This window comes from Salinisphaera orenii subsp. halophila YIM 95161 (assembly GCF_003732545.1).
Classification (GTDB): Bacteria; Pseudomonadota; Gammaproteobacteria; order Nevskiales; family Salinisphaeraceae; genus Salinisphaera; species Salinisphaera orenii_A.
In genome coordinates, this window is the sequence record NZ_AYKF01000088.1 from 1 (window position 1) to 20,205 (window position 20,205).

Here is a 20,205-nt window from a genome sequence, read left to right on the forward strand (position 1 = left end):
TCCACATGTGAAAGCCGGATTCTCGGTAAGCTCCGCCTAACCTGCAATGCTTAAGTGAACAGCATTACGCCGTGGCGGGCCGTTCTTAGCTATTGGTCGCAGATTCGAGGCAAATCAAAGCAGGCCAATGGTTACATTCGTTACCGCGAATGATGCGGTGGCCGGATTTTTACGGCCGGCCACCTGCGACGCCGCGCCTTACGTGGCGCGACGCGCAGGCACGGACTCTGGCAGGCCTAGATCAACAGCAACGCCCCAATCGCCACACCGGTAACCAGCATGATCACGACACAGAAGCCCATGATGTCCCGGGCCTTGAGGCCGGCGATGGCGAGTGCGGGCAGGGCCCAGAAGGGCTGGATCATGTTGGTCCAGGCGTCGCCCCAGGCGAAGCCGGTGATGACGTTGCCGATATCGGCGTTGAGCGACTGCGCGGCTTCGATGAGGATCGGCCCCTGCACGGCCCACTGGCCGCCGCCGGAGGGGATAAAGATGTTGATGAAGCCGGCCGACAGGAAGCTGATGAACGGCAGGGTGTGGGCGGTGGAAATGCTCACGAAGCCGTTGGCCAGCTCGGCCGCGAGGCCGGAGGCGCTCATCATGCCCATGATCCCGGCATAGAACGGGAACTGGATGAGCACGCCGGCCACGCCGCGCACGGCTTCGTCCAGCGTTTCCAGAAAGGCCTTGGGGCTGCCGTGCAGGGCCAGGCCCAGAAAGATCAGCACGAAGATGACGATGTTGAGGTTGAGCCCGCCGCCGGTGAAGGCATAGGCGAGCACCGCGGCGAAGCCGAGTGCGGCGCTGATCCAGGCCAGCCATTTGGACTGTTCCAGGCGTTCGGCCGGGCGCGTCTGCTCGTCGTGGGCACGCTCGGCGGCCGGGGCGTCCTCGAGCTGGTCGGCCTTGACGGTAACGGGGTCCTTGATGCCGCGCATCATCAGCCCGCAGACGATCGGCATGCCAGATGATGAAGCCGGCATAGGCACTGGCGACCAGCAGGCGGTAATCCACGCCCTCGACACGGCGGGCGAGTTCACGCGCGAGAATCGCGCCCACGACCAGGCCGATGCCCCAGTTGAACCAGGTGACCACCAGCGACACGAAGCTGACCGTGACCACCGCGCGTACCGGCGTGCGGGCGACGGTGGCGATACGCGAGACCAGGCTCATGAACAGCGGCGTCTTGGCGACGGTGAAGCCGGTGACCAGCATCAGCGCCATCTGCATGGCAAAGCTGAGCAGGTTCCAGAAGCCGTCCTGCCAGAAGCCGAGCATCGCGACCGGGCCGTGGCCCTGAAAGATCATGCCCGCGGCGAACACCACCAGCGTGATGATGAGTACCAGGATCAGTGGATCGGGCAGATAGCGGTCGAATACGCGGACACAGCCGCGGGTGAGTGCACTGAACATGGTGGAATCCCCCTTCCTGAGCCGTCGGGCTCGTTATCGATAGAAAATCAGGTCTGGTGTGCTTCGTAGATGAGCGTCGCGCTGGCCAGATCTTCCAGCGCGGTGCCCACCGCCTTGAATACGGTGATTTCGTTATCGTGTTCGCGCCCGGGGCGTTCGCCGCGGCACAGGCTGGCCAGATCGGCCTGGATATCGGTTTCGGCGAGCGCGCCGCTGCGGATCGGCTCGATCAGATCGCCGCTTTCATGCAGGGCGCCGAATACGTCCACGAACACACGGGCGCGCTCGAACACCTCGTCGTCGGCTTCGCGCATGGCGGGCGAAAAGCTGCCGATGAGATCGACATGCACGCCCGGCTGCAGCCAGGCGCCGCGAATGAGCGGCGCGGTAGACAACGTGGCCCCCACCACGCAATCCGCCGCGCGGACCGCGGCTTCGAGATCGGTGACGACGTCGGCCTCGAAGCCCTGCGCGTTCAGATCGCGCACCAGGCGTTCAGCGTTGGCGGCGGTCGGGTTCCAGACACGCACGCGTTCGATCGGGCGCACGCTGGCATAGGCCTCGGCCATGAGCGAGCCGATACGCCCGGCGCCGAGCACGAGCAGTTCGCGGGCGTCCTCGCGGGCGAGATAGGACGCCCCGAGTGCAGAAGCCGCCGCGGTACGGCGTGCAGTGATCTGGTCGCCGTCGATCATGGCCAGATGCTTGCCGGTATCGGCATCGCACAGCAGATAGCTGGCATGCAGGCCCGGCATGCCGCGCTTGCCGTTGCCGGGAAACACGCTCACCACCTTGATGCCCATATAGCGTTCGGACCATGCCGGCATGAGCAGCAGCGTGCTGTCGTCGGCGTTGCCCACGCCGTGGTGATGATGGCGTTCGGGCGCTTCACAGCCGGCCACGAAGGCGTCGCGCAACGTGGGCACGAGACGATCGAAGGCCAGGCAGGCACGGGCGGTTTCGGCATCCAGGGTCAACATCACGGCGTCCAGGGCAATAAGAAGGAAAAAGAACGGATCAGGCGCGGCATCGGCCGCGCGAAAGCTTCGAGCGCGCTCATGCGTCCAGCTCGATCGCGGTTAAGGGCACCGCCTGACAGGTCAGGCAGATATCATCGTCCAGCGCGCCGGTATCCACCGCGGTGTGTACACGCCCGGCCACGAGCTTGAGCGCGCAGCTCTCGCACTGGCCCGCCCGGCAGCCGCTGGGCAGCTCGATGCCTTCGGCGTCGGCGCTGTCGAGAATCGAGGCGCTGTCCGGCGTCCAGGTGAAACTCTTACCCGAGCGCTTGAGCGTGACCGTCTGCGCGGCCAGCCCGGCGCGGTTCACCGGCGCGGGCGAGGTGAACGCTTCCGAAAAGATCTCGAAACCGAACACGCCGCGCGCGGTGAGCATATCCCGCACCTGGCTCATCATCGGCGTGGGCCCGCATAGATAGAAACGCGCCCGGCGATCGATCCAGTCTGCGGGGATGATGCGCCCATCGACATAGCCGTCGGCGTCGTAGTCGCGCCCGCGTTCGTCGCCGGGCAGCGGCTCGCTATAGATATCGACCACGTCGAGACGCGCCAGCGCGCCTTTGAGCTCTCGCAGACGCTCTGCGAACGCATGCGTCGCGCTGTTGCGGTTGGCGTAGATCAGATGAATTTCCGGCATGTCGGTCGTGTTCGTCGCCGCCAGCGTTTCCAGCAACGACAGAAACGGCGTGATACCGATACCGCCAGCGATGAGCACGATCGGCGCGTCATGGCGGGTGGGCAGCGTAAAACGCCCGGCCGGCATCCGCGCGCGCACGAAATCGCCTTCGCGCAGCGTGTCGTTGATATGCGTGGAGACCTGGCCGGCGGCCGTATCCGGCGTGGCCGCGAGGCGTTTCACGCTGATGCGATAACGCGCGGGCGTATCGAGCGCGGCATCCGAGAGCGAATAAAAACGCTCGACCTCGCTGCCATCGGCCAGCACGAAGCGCAGCGGCAGATGCTGGCCCGGGCGAAAACCCGCCAGCGGCGCGCCGTCGACAGGCTGCAGATAGACGCTGGCCACCGAATCGCCTTCGCGTTCGATCGCGGCGACCCGAAAACTACGATAACCCGGCCAGAACGCGCGGCGTGCCAACGGGCGCACATCGCAGCGCGCGCTGCGCAGCGCGATCGCCCCGCTGATCGGGTCGCGCGTATCGCCGTCCATCGCCGCATTGAGGCTAAAACTCGCGCTACCCACGATCGGCGCGCCGGGCAGGCCGAGATCGTCGCAGGCCTGCCACCAGCCGTAGTCGGCCACCACCACATCGGCGGCGAGCGTGTCGTCCACGCGGGCTTTCAGGCGGATGGGCCCGGTCTGCCCGTCGAGCGCGACCCACTGGCCGTCCACGATGCCGCGATCGGCCGCGGCTTCGGTGGATAGCGCCACCCGCGGGTCGGGCGAGCGTTTGCGCAAGGAGCTGATCTGGCGATGCTGGGAATGGCAGTAATAGCCGTCCTTGGCCGTGGTCAGGCGCAGCGGCCGGCGCGTATCGGGTGCGAGCGGCGCCCGTGCCTGCGGCACCGCCGAATAGCCGTGCGTATGCAGGCGCTCGGAATAAAATTCGACCCGGCGCGTGGGCGTGGCAAAACCCGCGGCTTCGCCCTTGGCGTTCGTTCGGGCGTATTTGCACTCGCCCGTATCGATATCGACCGCGCGCCCGCCCGGCTCGGCGCGCAGCGTGGCCACGTCGAGGCCCAGCGGCGCGAGGATATGGTTCCAGCCGGCTTCGATATCGCCGCCGAAGAAGTCGTCGGCCATGCCCAGCCGGCAGGCCAAATCCATCGCCACGTCGTAATCCGCGCGCGCTTCGCCGCGCGGCGCGACCATGCGCGGGCGCAGCTGGACATGCCCGGCCGCGCGCGCGTCGATCTCGAAACCCGGGCGCAGGCCTTCGCGCTCCCAGGGCGTGCTGATCGGCAACAGGATGTCGGCGTAGGCATTGGTCGGCGTATGAAACAGATCGCAATGCACATGAAAATTCAGCGCCTCGAGCGCGCGCTGGCCGCGTTCCACGTCCGGCTGCGAAACAAGAAAATTCCCGCCGAAACCGAACAGCGCCTTCACCGCATAGGGCTGGGCCTCGAGCACTGCGTCGTAGACATCGGCCGCGGTGACCCAGCCAGAGGCCGGCGGGCCCAGCGGGCGCTCGTCGATGCCCAGGGCCTTGGCACGCTGGGCGTCTTCGAGCAGCGTAATGTCGTTGACGCGATTGATCGGCAGCGGCCCGTAGATACGATTGCCGCCGATACGATCGAAACTGCCGGTGAGCGCATAAAGCGTGGCGATCGCGCGGTCGGTCTGGCTGGCGTTGGCGTGCTGGCCGATGCCGGTCCAGCCGTGATAGCTCACCGCCGCGCCGGCCTCGGCGATCATTTCGGCCGCGCGCAGGATATCGGCCGGCGCCAGACCCGTGGCCGCGGCCGTACGGTCCAGCGTCCAGCGTTCACAGGCGCGGCGATAGTGTGCGAACGCCGGGCGTGCCCATACCGTCTGGCCATCGGCCAGGACGATATCGTGCTCGCCGCACAGGTCGACGTCCGCGGCCTGCGTATCGGCCATGGGTTCGCGCGTATCCACGCACACCGGCTCGTCATCGGCCTGCGACCAGACCACGAAGCCGTCACCCGTGGCGTCGAGTTGTTCCGCGCGCAGAAAACGCCCGCTCGCCTCGTCCACGAGAAACGGCGCGTTGCTCCAGCGGCGTACGAAATCGTCATCGAAACGCGCGCCGGTCAACAGCAAACGAGAAAGCCCGAGCGCGAGCGCGTCGTCCGTGCCCGGTCTGATCCGTAGCCAGAGATCGGCGGCTTTGGCATGCGCCGTGGCGCGCGGGTCGACGACCAGCAGCGCGCGCCGCACCTGCTCAGTCTGGCCGTCGGCAATCCGCGAGGCCTCGGCGAGCCAGACGCTCGAGGGGTTGTGCCCCCAAAGGATATTCAGGCGCGCCTGGGCATAGTCGGCCACCGGCATGCCGCAGCCGAAGGTGAACTGGTGGGCCACGTCCTTGTGCCAGTTGCACAGCTCGGTGGCATAGATCGTGTTCGGGCTGCCATAGCGACGGATGAAGCGCTCGACCCAGTCGATGCTGTCCGACATCGGCGTGCCGCTGGGCGTGGTGACCGAAAACGCCACGCTTTCGGCGCCGTGGCGATCACGATAGCCGGCCAGCTTCTCCGCGATTTCCGCGAGCGCTTCGTCCCAGCCGATACGCTGCCAGCCCGGGTCGGCATCACCCTTGGGGCGGGTGCGTTTGAGCGGGTAGAGAATGCGTTCGCGGCTGTGGACCAGTTCCGGCGCGGCCCGGCCTTTGGCACAGGTCGCCTGGCCGGTGGGATGGTCCGGATCGGCCGTAACCGCGACCAGCCGATCGCCGTCGACGCTATTGAGCGTGCCGCAACGCGAGCGGCACAGCGTGCAAAAGCCCGGCACGTGGTGGGTCACGGCCGATATGTCCAGGAGGCGATCATGCTTGAACCCTACCGGCGCGGCTTCGAAACAATCTAATATGTATTTTCGAGGCCTTCGTATAGACAAAAGCTATAAATGAAATTCCAGCAGCTGCGCCATTTCCTGGCGGTCGTGGAAACGGGGTCATTGTCCGAGGCGGCCCAGCGCTGTCATATCTCGCAGCCCTCGATGTCGGCCTCGCTGCAGCGCCTGGAAGAGGATGTCGACAAGCAGTTGTTCATCCGCCATGCGCGCGGGCTCACGCCGACCGAAAGCGGGCGCCGCCTGCAGCAATACGCCACGCGCATTCTGCAGACGGTCGACGAAGCACGGCTGCATCTGGACGACGAACCCGCGGCCCTGGACGGCGAACTCACCGTCGGCGTGACCGAAACGATCTCGGCCTATCTGTTGCCGCGGCTTTTGCGCTGGCAGCAGACCATGCTGCCCGGCCTGGCCGTGACCTATATCGAAGACGATATCGCCGGCATGCAGCGCCGGGTGAAAAACGGCGAGCTCGATCTGGGGGTGATGGTCACCGACAACATCGCCCCCGATCACGCCTTGCGCTGCGACGTGCTGTTTTCTTCGCCGCGCCGGCTCTGGCTGAGCCCGGGCCATCCCTTGCTGCAGAAAGAGCGGATCACGCTGTCCGATGTGGCGGCCTATCCGTTCGTGCTGCTGGAAATGGACGAACACGTGAGCACCTGGTCGCGCTACTGGCGCCCCAGCCCGGTGCGCCCGAAGATCGTGTTCCAGAGCCACTCGATCGAAGCCGTGCGCAGCATGGTGGGCCGCAACGTGGGCGTGACGATCCTCTCGGACCTGGTGTTTCGCCCTTGGACGCTCGACGGCGAGCATCTGTCACGGCGCACCCTCGACGCCGACGTGCCCGGCATGGATATCGGCGTGATCCGGGTCGATGCCAGCGACAGCGCCCCGCTCCAAGCGTTCGTGGACATGCTCCACCACAACCTGCGGCGCGACGCGCTGCTCGAGCAGCAGCGCTAGGGCGTGTTGACGTCTCGTCCGAGCACCGCGTTGGAGACCGATCAGGTCAGGCAAGGCGCGAGCCGCGGGTCGTGGCGGGCCACGATCAAGGCACGCAACGCCGCATAGCGGCCATGGTCGATTTTTATGGGCTGCCCAACCCATCGCGACAAGCGCTGTTTTGCGGCAAAACAGCGCTTGTCGCGCACGCGTATGGAACCTCAACGCGACACGCCCTGGAACCCGGCATGCCTTCGACGAATTGTATGTTAGTACAGGCCTTCCCAGATCGTTGCCATGACCTGTAGTTTTCCTCGCAGGCCATCACCGTCAGCGGTAACAATATGGTCATGGCCATACTTATTAACCCGGCACCAAAACAGTTGAACTGCCAGCTATTTTCAACGCGCTCGGAAATAGAGGTCGGCGCATGCCTGTCCTTTATTTTCAAGCCCTTCGCGGCCGATGGCCGCGGCGAGCACGCTAGCGCATGTTCGCTTCATCAACCCGGCATGAAGGTATTTTCATGCCGGGTTAATAGCGCCAGCTTCAGCCGGCTATGCGAGTCGCTTATCAGTGATGACATTAAACAGCGCGGCCGGGGGCGAAATGCATGAATCAACCTGAACACATACGCGAAACCGCCGATCTGTTTCGTCATGTCAGCGCCGAGCGGGCGACGGCGTACCGCGCGGTGCTGGATGCGTTTGCCACGGCCAAGCGTCAGTTCCGGCTGCATCTGCGCCCCGACGAAGTGCGCAGCGAAGCGCACTGGCCGGACGCAAACACGCCAGCGTTGGAAGAGGTCCAGAGCTTGCTGGCCCAACTCGTGGAATGGGGCAATCTGCGGGGCCATGCCGATACCGCCCGGGTCGCAACCATCGAGGATTTCTATCGCGCGAAGTTTCTCTATCAGCTCTCGCGCGAGGGCGAGGCGGTGGAAACCGGGCTGGCGGCGTTCGCGCAGGCGTTGCAACGCCGCGCCGAACTACAAACGGTGGCCTTGGAGGATATTCAGACCCAGCTCGCCGCATTGGCCCGCCTGGCCGGCGAAGAGCCGTTCGACGACGCGCGCATTCACCAGACCCTGCGTGAGCTCGTCCATGTGTTCGAAGGCCTGGCCGATAACGCCGAGGATTTCATGGCCGGGCTGGCGCGTACGGTCGAGTTGCAGGCCGCCGATGCAGCCACCATCGTGGCCTACAAGGATCGACTGATCGATTATCTTGAGCGCTTCATCGGCGATCTGGTGGCGGCTTCCGGGCGCATTGCCGAAACCATTGCCGCGCTCGAACCGGCCGACGAGCTGCTGCGCCTGGCGGCGGCTCGTGAAGCCCGGGACGCCGCGCCCGGCGACGATCAGGCCAGCGAAGCGGCCATCGAACGCGCGCTGGCGGCCTGGCGCGAACGCTGGGCCGGCCTACACGGCTGGTTTCTACGCAGCGAATCCGGCCCGTCCCAGGCCCAGCGCCTGCGCGCACGGGCCCGCTCGGCGATCCCGCGGCTGTTGTCGGCCATCGCACGGGTCAACGAGCGCCGGACGGGGCGCAGTGACCGCACGGCTGATTACCGCGAATTGGCCCGCTGGTTTGCCGATACCGAAGACGAGGCCGATGCCCATCGCCTATGGCGCGCTGCGTTTGGCCTGGCCCCGGCGCGTCATCTGGTGCTCACGGTGGAAGAAGAGGTCGCGGCCACCACGCCCTGGGTCGCCTCGCCCGCGATCGCCATCGAGCCGACGCTGCGCGAACGCGGGCGACTGCCCAGCGCCGGCGGCGCGCCCAAGATGCGCGACCGGTCGGCCGAAAAAGCCTGGCTGGCCGAAAAGATCGCCGCCGAGGATGCGCAACTCGCCGCGGCTCGCCAGCGTCTGGCGACCGACCGGATCACGCGCCTGTCCGAAATCGGCCGGCTGGATCGGCATGCCTTCAAACTGTTTCTCAACGTGCTCGGCGAAGCGCTGGCGGCCATGCAGGAACCGGATGCGCGGATCGAACGGCTGACCTCGGACGGCAGCCTGGCTCTGACGCTGGAGCCTATCGACGAGGCGCCGATTGTGACGATCGAAACCGATGACGGCACTTTTGCCGGGCGCGATCACTGGATTCATGTGCGGGAAGTGGAATGAGCGTCTCGATGACGACTTCTGAGTCTCACATAGTGTCTGCCAAAAGGCACACAACGTGCTAGATTTTCCTGATGAAGCCCATATCATGGAGCCGAGAAAAGAACGCGCTTCTAAAAGCCGAACGAGGCGTTTCATTCGAAGACGCGATTTTTCATATCATGGCCGGCGACGTGCTCGACACGATCGATCACCCGAATCAAGCGCGTTATCCCCGCCAACAGATTCATGTGCTGGCGATCGAGGACTATGTCTATCTGGTCCCGTTCGTCGAGACGGAAGATGAGGTTTTTCTAAAAACGATCATTCCGAGCCGCAAGGCGACACGAACCTACCGAGGTGGCAGAAAATGAACCAGCTGGATCCTGAAGAAAAAGAGATTCTGGAGGCATTCGAGGGCGGCCAGACCCGGCGCGCCGAGGATGCGACGGCAACGAAGAAGCGCCATCAGGCCTACGCCGAGGCGTTATTCAAGAAGGACGCGCGAATCAATGTACGAATTGCCTCGAAAGACCTGCGCGGACTGCAGAAGAAAGCGCTGGCCGAAGGCATTCCGTATCAGACGCTGGTCGCCAGCATCCTGCATAAATACGTGGAAGGTCGCCTGCACGAGCGCGGCGATTGAAGACGCGGTGATGTCGGCAGGAAATCGAGCCGAACTGAGTACCTGATGGCCGAAGCTGCCGTCGTCGATGCCAAGACCCGCGAGATCGACGAGCAGCGTCAGCGCGCGCTGCGGGCATTGCTGGCCCGGCCTCTGATGACCGCGGACGATCGGGCGTTTTCGCTGGTGCGCGCACACGCCGATTATCTGCGGACCTGGTTCGCCCGCGAATGCGGTTGGGTGCTGCGCATCGAGCGTGGCCATGCGCGTCTGGCCAAACGCACAGCCGATGCGACTGACGCCACCCGCGGGGCGCGCGAATTCAACCGCAATCGCTATATCCTGCTGTGTCTGGCGCTGGCTGTGCTGGAACGCGAGGACGTCCAGATCACGCTGGCGCGGCTGGGCGAGCGGCTGATGGTCGAAGCGCTGGATGACCAACTCGTGGCCAGCGGCTTCGTCTTTGCGCTGGATCGCCAGAGTCAGCGCCGTGACCTGGTGGCGGTCTGCCGGTTGCTGCTGGAACTAGGAATCATCGCCCGGGTGGCCGGCGACGAGGCGGCTTATATCAACCAGTCAGGCGATGCGCTCTACGATATCCACCGGCCGATGCTGGCGGCCGTACTCGCCGGCGATCGCGGCCCGTCGGCCTTGGTGGATGCCCGCACCCTCGAAGCTCGGTTGGAAGCGCTTACCGCTGATAATCCGGCCGAAGGCGAGGACGCTCGGCGCACCGCGCTGCGCCATCGGCTGACGCGCCGGTTGCTGGATGACCCGTTGCTTTATCTCGACGATCTGGACGCCGACGAGCGCGAGTATTTCGTCAACCAGCGCGGGCCGATGGGCCGTCGGCTGGCCGAGGCCACGGGCTTGGTCGCCGAACACCGCGCCGAAGGCAGCGCCCTGGCCGATGCGCGCGGCGAGCTCACCGACGTTTCTCTGCCGCAGCAGGGCACCGACGCCCACGCGACGCTGCTGCTGGCCGAGTTTCTCGCCGAGCGTCTTCGATCCGGCCCAAACAATCATAAGGCCGGCCCGGTGCCGGAAGCCGAGATCCTGGCCTTCATGCGCGATGCCGCTCGTGAGCATCGTAAATACTGGCGCAAGGCGACCCAGGAGGCCGGCGCCGAGCGCGTGCTCGCCGCGGCCGCGCTGGATCGCCTGGAAGCGCTGCGCCTGATCCGCCGCGCCGAGCAGACGATTGAGCCGCTGCCCGCCATCTGTCGATTCCGACTCGGTGAAGCGCGCGTGACCACACAGACCGATTTATTGTCCGGCCTATGACCGATATCCAATCCGTGGCTGATGCGCCGCAGCCGACAACCGACCGCTGGCAGCCGCTGCGGCTGGGTCTGGTCGAGTTGTACCACTACGACGCCGAGGAATTCTGGTTCGAGGACGGTCATCTGCTGCTGCGCGGCAATAACGGCACCGGCAAATCCAAGGTGTTGTCGCTGACGCTGCCGTTTCTGCTGGACGCCAGCCTGTCCTCGGCGCGACTCGAGCCGGATGCCGACCCCGGCAAGCGCATGGAGTGGAACCTGCTCATGGGCGGCCGCTTCGATCGGCGTACCGGCTATGCCTGGATCGAGTTCGGCCGTCTCGGCAACGACGGCACGCCGTATTTCGTTACGCTCGGCTGCGGCCTGCGCGCCACCGCCGGCCGGTCCGGCGTGGATTCCTGGTTTTTCTGTACCGAGCAGCGCGTCGGCCACGAGCTGGCGCTGGTCACGGAACAACAGACCGTGCTCACCCGCGACCGTCTGATCGAGGCCATCGGCAGCCACAGCGTGTATGCCACGGCCCGCGATTATCGGCGCGCGGTCGACGAGCGTCTGTTCCAGCTCGGGCCGGAACGCTATCGCGCGCTCATCGATACGCTGATCCAGCTGCGCCAGCCGCAATTGTCCAAGCAGCCCAACGAGAACAATCTCTCGGCCGCGCTGTCGCAGGCGTTTCCGCCGATTCGGCGGGAAGTGCTGGAGGACGTGGCCGAGGCCATGACCCAGCTCGATGAATACCGCGACGAACTGGATGATTATTGCGCCATGGCCGCCGCGGTCGGCCAGTTCAATGCCACTTACGGCCGCTATGCACAAATCCTCGCGCGCCGACGCGCCCGCGATCTGCGCCAGGCCCAGACGGCGTTCGACAACGCCAGCGGCGAGGCCCGCCAGGCTCGAGAAGCGCTCGCCGCCGCCCAGGCCGCGCTCGAAGCCGGCCAGGAAGAGGTCGACACCACCGAGAACCGGTATGCGGAAACCGGCGGTCAGATCGAGGTCTTGAAGGACAGCCCGGAAATGCGCAGCGCCCGCGAACTGCATCGCGCGGGGAGTGCGGCCGAGGCCGCCGAGCGCCATGCCGTGGATGCCACACGCCACCACGAACAGGTACAACGCCGCCACGAAGAAGACCGGGCCGCGCTGGCCCGCCGCGAGCAGACCTGTCACGGCTCGCGCGACGCGCTGACGGCCGCTGTGGACGCCAGCGACGCCTGCGCCGACAAAACGGGTATTCTTGCCGCGCATCGACAAAGCTGGGGTGACACGCGCGACGCCGACGCGCTGGGCCAGTTGCCTGCGTCGCAGCAAGCCGAGATCGCCAGCGCGCAGAATCTCCTCGCGAGCCAGCGCGAAGGCCGGATCGCCCAGATCCGGCGCGATCTGGCCGCGGTCGATTCTGCCGGGCAGCAGCACGCCCAGGCCCAGCACGAACGCGATGCGCGATTGGCCGACAGCGAAGCCGCCGAGGGCGCCGTGAATGATGCCCGGCGTGCCCAGCAGGACGCGGGTACAAACCATATCGCCGATTGGCAGCAATTCGGCGAGCGCGTGACGACCACGCTAGGCACGGGGGCCGCGCGCGACTGGCCGGATGCCGACGATGCGCTGGCGGACTGGGTCAACAGCCTCGACGGCGAATCGCCGCTGGAACGCCATACCCAGGCTGTCGCGGAGCGTGAGCGCCAGCGTCTGGCCGAGCGCGCGAGCGAAACCAAGCAGCAGCGCGCCGCCATCCAGGCCGAGCGCGAACCGCTGCTCGAAGAGCAGGCCCGGCTGCGCGAAGGCGGCCAGCCGGCACCACCGGCGCCGGCCACCCGCGAAGCTGATCGCAGCGACCGCCCCGGCGCGCCGTTGTGGCGGCTGGTGGATTTCAAGCCGGGGATCGACGACGCCGCACGCGCCGGCGTCGAGGCCGCACTCCAGGCCTCTGGCGTGCTCGATGCCTGGGTCAGTCCGGCCGGCGAACTGCTGGCGCCGGATACCCGCGATCAGTGGCTGGTGGCGCGCGCGGCACAGCCCGACAATCTCGGCGCGCTGCTGGACGTCGTCATCGACGCCGACGACCCGGCGGCCGCCGAGGTCGATGCGCGCCACGTCGACACGATTCTGGCCGCCATCGCGGTGACTGACGAGGACGCCTCGGCCGCCGAGTTCTGGCTTGCCGGCGACGGGCGTTATCGCCTGGGCCCGACGCGCGGCGCCTGGGCCAAGCCGGCGGCCGAGTATATCGGCGGGGCCGCGCGCGAAGCCGCCCGTCGCCGGCGTCTGGCGGCCATCGAAACCGAGTTGGCCGCGCTGGCCGCGCGCGCCGAGCAAATCGCGGCCGAACTCGTGGCAATCGATCGCGAACGCGCCACGCTCAACACACTTATCGTCGAGCGTCCGAGCGCCGAGGCCCTGCGTTCGGCGCATGCCGGGCTTTCCGCCGCCGAGCGCAGCGCGGCCGGGGCGCGTGAGCGTCTGGCCGAGGCCGAAGACCGGCTGCAACGCGCTCGCAGTGCCTTTGATCGCGCTCGCGAAGCATTGCAGCTGGATGCCGACGATGCGCACTTGCCTGCCGAGCGCGAGGCGCTGGAGGCCGTGGCCGCCCATCTGGCGGAGTACAAGCTCGCGGTTCGCGATGCCGGGTCCGCGCTGCGCGAGCATGCCCGCGCGCTGACGGAGTTGCGCGAGCAGACCGAGCGCGAGCAGGCCAGCCACGCCGATCTCGAACACGCCGCCGCCCGCGCTCGCGAGGCCCGGCAGGCCGCCGAACAGGCCGCCGCACGCCATCGCGAGCTCAAGGAAACGGTGGGTGCGAGCGCCGAGGACGTGCTGGCCCGGCTGAACGCGCTGGAACGCGAGCGCCAGACGCTGGATGAGACCCTCAAGGCCGCACGTACCCGGCTCACCCAGGCCCACAAACAACTCGGTGGCGCCGAAAAGGCGGTCACCGATACTCAGAGCCAACTCGAAGCACGCCAGGGTGAGCGCGCCGATGCGGTGACGGCATTTCAGGCATTCGCCGAAACCGGCCTGTTGCGCGCGGCCGTCCCCGATCTCGAGCAGCCGGATACCGCCCACGACTGGACGATCGATCCGGCGCTGGCGGCCGCGCGCACCGCCGAGACCGCGCTGGCCGATGTCGCCGATAGCGATGCCGATTGGCAGCGGGTGCAAAACCGGATCGGGTCGGAGTTCACGGAGTTGCAGCGCGCGCTCTCGGCACGCGGTTATCACAGCTCCGGCGAGCCCACCGATCACGGTTTCGTGGTGCGGGTAACGTTCAACCAGCGCGTTGAAGCGCCGGACCGGCTGCAGGCCATGCTCGACCACGAGATTGCCGAGCGGCGTAATCTGCTGACCGCCAAGGAAAGCGAGATCATCGAAAATCATCTGCAGGCAGAAGTCGCCGCGCAGTTGCAGGGTCTGATGCGCGACGCCGATGCGCGGGTGCGCGCGATCAACGCTGAACTGGCCCAGCGCCCGACCTCGACCGGGGTCAAGTTCAAGCTGGTCTGGCAGCCGGTGGCCGACGACGACGGCGCGTTCACCAACTTGGCCGATGTGCGCGATCGGTTGCTCAACAAGATCAGCGACGCCTGGTCGGCCGAAGACCGGGCCGCGGTTGGCGCGTTCTTGCAGCAGCGCATCGCCGCCGAGCGCGAGCGCGATGACGGCGCGGCGCGCATCGATCAGCTGGCCCGCGCGCTGGATTATCGCGCCTGGCATCGTTTTCGCGTACGCCGTTGGCAGGACGGCCAGTGGAAACCGCTGTCCGGGCCGGCTTCCAGCGGTGAGCGCGCGCTGGGGCTGACCGTGCCGTTGTTCGCGGCTGCGGCCAGCCATTACGAGAGCGCCAGCGAGTATGCGCCCCGGCTGGTGCTGCTTGACGAAGCCTTCGCCGGCATCGACGACGGCGCCCGTGCCCATTGCATGGATCTGATCCGCGAGTTCGATCTGGATTTCGTGATGACCAGCGAGCGCGAGTGGGGCTGCTACGCGGCCCTGCCGGGGGTGGCGATCAGTCATCTGGTGCGTCGCGCCGATGTTGACGCCGTGTTCGTCTCGCGCTGGCGTTGGAACGGGCGAACGCGCGAGCGTGCCGAATCGCCGACGAACATCGCGTATGCCGGCGCCTGACCGGCAGCGGCTGAACCGCCTGATCGGCGGGGAGGCGCTGGCGGCACTGCGCCGCCGGCTGCGCAAGCGCTTTGCTGCCAGCCAAGCCCCGTCCGACGGCTTTACGCTGAGCAATCTGAACGCGGCCGAATCACGGGCGCTGGCCGGCTTGCTGGGCCGTACGCCGCGCCAACGTGCGTCCATGCGCCTGTCGCACACGGAACTCGACGGCGCGCTGGCGGACGCCGATCTGGCCGATGATCTGCGCGCCGCGCTCGAATGCCTGGACGGGCCGATCGCCGATACCGCTGCGGCACGTGCGCGCATATGCCGAGCCTGGGATCGGGTATGCAACCAAGCTACCGACCCGCGCTTGGCGCGGGTACTGACCGAGCCGGCTGGGCAGGGTCTGCTCAAAAGACTCGCCGGTCGCGACGTCGACGCTGCCGCGCGTCTCGTGGGCCAGACCGAGCGCGTGTTGGCGCGTCTGCCGGGCGCAGCCGTTGCGCGTGCCCGTCTGGCCGCGGATTCGCTGGGCGATGCCCATGCGCTGGATGCCGGGCGGCCGGTCGCCACGCTTGTTCGTCGGGCGCTCGCGGAAGGCGATGTGAGCCTGCGCCCGCGCGAGCTATGGGCCAGCCAGGGCGTGCTGGTCAACGAACTGGCCAAGCCGGTCGCCGTACTCAATCTGGCGGTTGACGGCGACGACCCGGGCACACGCCTCATCGCGATGGCGGCAGCAGCCGGGGAGCCGTTGCATCTATCGCTGCGGTTGCTCACCCGCCGCATGCCGGCGTGGCGGCCCGGGCAAGCTGTTTTTGTCTGCGAAAATCCGGAAGTGCTGGCGGCCGCGGCCGATGCGCTCGGCCCGAACTGCCCGCCCATGGTCAGCCTCGACGGCCAGCTCTCGGCGGCGCCGCGAACACTGCTCGACCAGCTCGCCATGGCCGGCGCACATTTTTACTACCACGGTGATTTCGATTGGCCGGGTATCCGCATCGGTAACCATGTCATCGCCCGCTATAACGGCACGCCGTGGTGCTACGCGGCACTCGACTATGTTCCCGGCGACCATGGCTCGCCGCTGGCGGGCGAACCGGTCGAAGCCCACTGGGACGCCGCGCTCGCCGCGCGTATGCAGGCCGCCGGCATGGCGGTTCATGAAGAAAGCCAGCTCGATGACTTGATTGCCGATCTTTCGCGTGCAGCATCATGAAGGACACTAAAAATTTTCCTGTTTTGATGGGGCCGGGATTGGCCAAGAGCGAGTTGCCAACGAATGTGGATCGGGACAAAAAAAACAAGATTTACCTTGCATCTGCGTCGATCTGCGTCGATCTTCGGATACAATGCCTTAAGAAAAGGGGAAAATGCTCTAGGGCGCGTGATAGCCTGCTGAACCCTAAAACTCACCGCATTCAGCGCTCATGGCATCCAGGAAAACGCTCAACGCCAACAACCTCGAAGCTTTGGGCGCACCGCGCCTCGCCGAACTGTTGCTGGAGATCATCGCGGGCGACGCCGTGGCCAAGCGGCATCTGCGGCTGGCGCTGGCCGATTCGGTCGGTCCGGCGGAACTCGCCCAGGAAGTCCGCAAGCGACTGACGACGATCGGTAAATCGCGCTCGTTCGTGGGCTGGGAGAAAAAAGGGGCGCTGATCAAGGATCTGGAAGCCCAGCTTGATGCGATCGTCGAGCGTATCGCGCCCGTCGATCCGGGGCTGGGGCTGGATCTGTTATGGCGATTCATGAGTCTGGCCCGCTCGATCTTCGAGCGCTGCGATGACAGCAGCGGCCGGATCGGCGATCTCTTTCACTATGCGCTCGGCAAGCTCGGCCCGATCGCGAAATCTGCGAACCCAGCGCCCGATAAACTGGCTGACCAGGCCTACGACGCGCTGGTCGCCAACGACTATGGCCAGTATGACGGCTTGATCGAGATTCTGGCGCCCGCGCTCGGTGAACACGGTTTGTCGCATCTGAAAGAGCGAATGATCGAGTTGTCCAACACGCGGGTGCAGCGGTCGCCTGAAGGCCAACGCGAAGTCATCGCCTACGGCATGGGCGGGCCGATCTACGCCGATGATATGGCCGAGCGCTCGCGCGTCATGACGGTACAACTTGCCTTGCAGGCCATTGCCGACGCCCAGGGCGATGTGGATGCCTTCATCGCGCAATACGATGAGACTACACGCCGCGTGCCCAAGATCGCCGCCGATATCGCCCAGCGCTTGATCGCGGCCGATCGCGCGCAAGATGCTCTGGACACGATCGAGGCTGCCGAGCATCGCCGGCGCGGGTGGCCGGATTTCGACTGGGAGGATGCGCGTATTGCGGCGCTTGAAGCCGTCGGCCGCAGTGAAGACGCTCAGGCGGCGCGTTGGTCCATCTTCGAACGTGCTTTATCCGCGTCACATCTCAAGGCTTATCTCAAGCACCTGGACGACGATCTCGACGCCGAAGAGCAAGCGCTCGACCAGGCCCGGCGTCATCCGGATGTGCTCCAGGCTTTGGCGTTTCTGAAAAACTGGCCCGATCTGGACCGGGCCGCGCGGTTCGTCATTGAGCGCGCGGACGAAATAGACGGCGATTTCTACGAAATCCTGTCGCCGGCGGCCGAAGCGTTGGCCAGCCGCAGCCCCTTGGCGGCCACGCTGCTGCTACGTGCCATGATCGACTTCACGCTCGTCAATGCCCGATCCAAGCGCTACAAGCACGCGGCCCGGCATCTCGAGGAATGCGCACGCCTGGCCTCTACGATCGACGATTACCAGGGGTTCGAGACGCATGCCGACTACGATTCGCGTATCCGCGACAAGCATCGCCGCAAGACTTCATTCTATCGGCTGATTGAGTGAATGGACCGATGCTGGACGGCGGATTATTGTCCGTGTCGAGCCTCCAGCATCAAGCGTTTGCAGCTGCATGCTCCGCCGCCGCATGTCAGGCATGAACAGCGCATCGGCGGCGTCCAACTTGTGCAGTGTGCCGAGCCGCGACGCCGGCGCCTGTTGAAGGCCTGCTGTAGCCGTCGACGACGTGTTGTCCCCTTGGGCTCGAACAGCTGTCTGAAAACGGCCGAGATCGAGACGCTGGACCCGATCGGATACCAGGCGACCGTGGCCGCCTGACGTGTGCAACGAAGTCGGCCGCCGGCAGCGTCATGCTCGGCGAGATCGTGATCGCCGCGCACACGCTGGTGCTGAACTTCAGCTCCGTGCCGTTCATCCTGCCGCTGTCTCTCGGCATGGCGCTGACCGTGCAGGCAGGCCGGGTGCTGAGCCGGAGAAGGACACGCGCATCATCATGATCGTCACGATGCTCTCCTACTGGGGGCGTCGGCTTAGGCATGGGCAACCTGCTCGGCCGGCGGCTGGTGTGGATGTCGCAGCTGCGGCGCCTGTCGGCGTCCGGGCCGTAGGCGCCCGGCGCCCCGGCACGGGCGTTTCGTGACGCATGCCGGCACGCCCGTGGGGCGCGCGTCTTCGTCCACGACAACGACGGCCGGCCGGGCCGTGATGGGCCGCACGCCTAATACGCCGAACGGCCTGTGTTCGCGCTCCAACGCACAGCCCGGCCTCGAGACCACCGCAGCAAGCCAGTGCCCCGAGCGCCCGCATACGTGCGCGGCTTACAAACTTTCACAGCTCGATCGCTAAGGTAATCCGGGCGTTCTGACGACCTTGAACGAAACACCGACCGCGCACTCGCTCGGCGGACAGTCCGACGCCACGCTGTCGCGGCTCGGATGACTGGACCGGGCCTCCACACCGGCTGTCGATATAATTTACATAACTCAGCGGAGAACAACCCGAATGCCGACATAAAAATCAATATTTCTTAGCAAATTTAATCGTTTGCCCTGAGCGGCTCGGGTCTTGCTTATACCCGTGAGTCGGCGACCTGCCGAATCAGTGGAGGATGGGCCGTGCCACGTATACCAACGACTGCACTCGGGGCATCACGTCCCTTGCAGCCACTTCAGGCGGTGTCGCCCTTCGGGCCGGTTCACCCCGTGTTCCAAGACTTCCGTTAAGTCGTGATCCCTTAAGTCGAACTGACCGCTGCCGTACACGAAAGCGCGTCGGCACGGATCGAATCACCGCGGTTCCGTCGCAGGAACCAACGCCCGCTACCCTGTAAGGATAAGCATCATGCAACACGAGAACCTCCCGCCGCGCTCGGCGACCACCTTCGCTTCCGATATTGGCGGCGCACTGTCTACAGTGGCCCGGAAGCCGTTCATGGGACGCTTTTCGGGGCCTGCCGCGGTGGTGCTGACGATTGCGGCCACGGTCGCAACTTCGCCGGCGCTAGCCGCGACGATCGACCTCTACCCCGGCGACGTCTATTCAAACGTTCCGGCAGTTTCGGGCGTCAACGGCGACGGCACGCTCGGCAATGACTCCTGGCACGTAACCACCGGGCCGGCGAACGTCGACTTCTTCTATCTAGCCGATCCGCTGGGCATCTCCAACGCCGGGATCACCATCCGCGACATCTCGAGGGTAAGCTTCGACGTGAAGCACGATGGCGGCTATTCGGACCCGACGTTCTCGATGCAGATCGAAACCGACAGCCCCTACCATCCGGACGGCTTCCAGGCCATCGACTTTTTCCACAACATCCGGGACGACACCAACGTCGATGACAGCGCCGATTTCCAGGTCGGCGAGTGGAATACCTACGAATGGACCAAGACCGGCGACGCGCCGACCGGCCTCGAAGGCACGCTGCACCAGAACGAAAGCCCGGCCGGCTCGACCAACGGCGGCAACGGCCAAAACAACCCCTGGTACACGTTCGAGGAAACCCTCTACTGGGACGAGGTGTTTCAGAATGACGGCGACCCGACCAACGACGACTACTACAGCTGGCTGGACGATCCGATCGATGGCCTGAAGATCACCGCCCTCGATGGAGATGACATGGAGTTCGAAGGCTGGCTCGACAACTTCACGTTCACCTACGACACCGGCGACGGCAGCCAGCAGGCAGTCGCCAACTTCGCCGCCTATCCCGTCGACGTGGCGGAACCGGGTCCGCTGGGCATGGCGCTGTTCGGTATCGCCCTGCTCGGCATGGGCGTCGGTGCGCGTCACTACCGGGCCTGATCGCAGCCTCTAGCAAAGCGGTTCCGGCTAGCGCTGATGTGTTAGACACGGCATAGCTGCGAGTGCACCGATAATCCGGCTTCCATTGGATGGGAGCCGGATTTT

General features: G+C 65.8%; 14 protein-coding genes and 1 pseudogene. 11 read left to right on the plus strand and 4 right to left on the minus strand.

Annotated features, from left to right (window positions below):
• Positions 1-236: 236 nt before the first annotated feature.
• From SAHL_RS18525 to SAHL_RS10245, 4 genes and pseudogenes are all read right to left on the minus strand, one after another.
• Entirely contained in the window at positions 237-938 is a 702-nt protein-coding gene (locus SAHL_RS18525) for a TIGR00366 family protein (RefSeq protein WP_245968483.1), read from the minus strand.
• Positions 939-1,017: 79 nt separating this feature from the next.
• Positions 1,018-1,413, minus strand: a pseudogene (locus SAHL_RS18530) (TIGR00366 family protein); the annotation flags it as partial.
• A gap of 47 nt (positions 1,414-1,460) precedes the next feature.
• A complete protein-coding gene (gene lhpI, locus SAHL_RS10240; protein WP_123591320.1) occupies positions 1,461-2,393 on the minus strand; it encodes a bifunctional Delta(1)-pyrroline-2-carboxylate/Delta(1)-piperideine-2-carboxylate reductase in 933 nt (310 codons plus the stop codon).
• Positions 2,394-2,469: 76 nt separating this feature from the next.
• Positions 2,470-5,877, minus strand: coding sequence for a molybdopterin-dependent oxidoreductase (locus SAHL_RS10245; RefSeq protein ID WP_123591321.1), 3,408 nt, complete (start codon positions 5,875-5,877; stop codon positions 2,470-2,472).
• Positions 5,878-5,979: 102 nt separating this feature from the next.
• On the opposite strand from SAHL_RS10245, the gene SAHL_RS10250 reads away from it, so the two are divergent.
• The 11 genes from SAHL_RS10250 to SAHL_RS10290 all read left to right on the plus strand — a co-directional run bounded on the left by SAHL_RS10250 (position 5,980) and on the right by SAHL_RS10290 (position 20,100).
• Positions 5,980-6,894 carry a LysR family transcriptional regulator gene (locus tag SAHL_RS10250; protein WP_123591322.1) on the plus strand — a complete coding sequence of 305 codons (915 nt, stop codon included), beginning with the start codon at positions 5,980-5,982 and terminating at the stop codon, positions 6,892-6,894.
• A 329-nt stretch (positions 6,895-7,223) separates the two neighbouring features.
• Positions 7,224-7,490, plus strand: a complete 267-nt coding sequence (locus SAHL_RS17525) for a hypothetical protein (RefSeq protein WP_148045536.1) — start codon at positions 7,224-7,226, stop codon at positions 7,488-7,490.
• A complete protein-coding gene (locus SAHL_RS10255) occupies positions 7,487-9,001 on the plus strand; it encodes a TIGR02677 family protein (RefSeq protein WP_123591323.1) in 1,515 nt (504 codons plus the stop codon). The genes SAHL_RS17525 and SAHL_RS10255 overlap by 4 nt, the downstream gene beginning before the upstream one ends.
• Positions 9,002-9,072: 71 nt before the next feature.
• A complete protein-coding gene (locus SAHL_RS10260) occupies positions 9,073-9,351 on the plus strand; it encodes a BrnT family toxin (RefSeq protein WP_123591324.1) in 279 nt (92 codons plus the stop codon).
• Positions 9,348-9,623, plus strand: a complete 276-nt coding sequence (locus SAHL_RS10265) for an antitoxin (protein ID WP_123591325.1) — start codon at positions 9,348-9,350, stop codon at positions 9,621-9,623. The genes SAHL_RS10260 and SAHL_RS10265 overlap by 4 nt, the downstream gene beginning before the upstream one ends.
• 45 nt (positions 9,624-9,668) lie before the next feature.
• Positions 9,669-10,886, plus strand: a complete 1,218-nt coding sequence (locus SAHL_RS10270) for a TIGR02678 family protein (protein ID WP_123591326.1) — start codon at positions 9,669-9,671, stop codon at positions 10,884-10,886.
• On the plus strand, positions 10,883-15,007 hold the full coding sequence (locus SAHL_RS10275) for a TIGR02680 family protein (protein WP_123591327.1): 4,125 nt from the start codon (positions 10,883-10,885) through the stop codon (positions 15,005-15,007). The genes SAHL_RS10270 and SAHL_RS10275 overlap by 4 nt, the downstream gene beginning before the upstream one ends.
• Positions 14,994-16,202: a TIGR02679 family protein gene (locus tag SAHL_RS10280; RefSeq protein ID WP_123591328.1), complete on the plus strand. Its 1,209-nt coding sequence runs from the start codon at positions 14,994-14,996 to the stop codon at positions 16,200-16,202. Before SAHL_RS10275 ends, SAHL_RS10280 begins: the two co-directional genes overlap by 14 nt.
• A gap of 211 nt (positions 16,203-16,413) precedes the next feature.
• Positions 16,414-17,844 carry a DUF6880 family protein gene (locus SAHL_RS10285; protein ID WP_123591329.1) on the plus strand — a complete coding sequence of 477 codons (1,431 nt, stop codon included), beginning with the start codon at positions 16,414-16,416 and terminating at the stop codon, positions 17,842-17,844.
• A 305-nt stretch (positions 17,845-18,149) separates the two neighbouring features.
• Entirely contained in the window at positions 18,150-18,296 is a 147-nt protein-coding gene (locus SAHL_RS17835) for a hypothetical protein (protein WP_184947614.1), read from the plus strand.
• Positions 18,297-19,140: 844 nt separating this feature from the next.
• Positions 19,141-20,100, plus strand: a complete 960-nt coding sequence (locus SAHL_RS10290) for a hypothetical protein (RefSeq protein ID WP_148045537.1) — start codon at positions 19,141-19,143, stop codon at positions 20,098-20,100.
• The last annotated feature ends 105 nt before the right edge of the window (positions 20,101-20,205 follow it).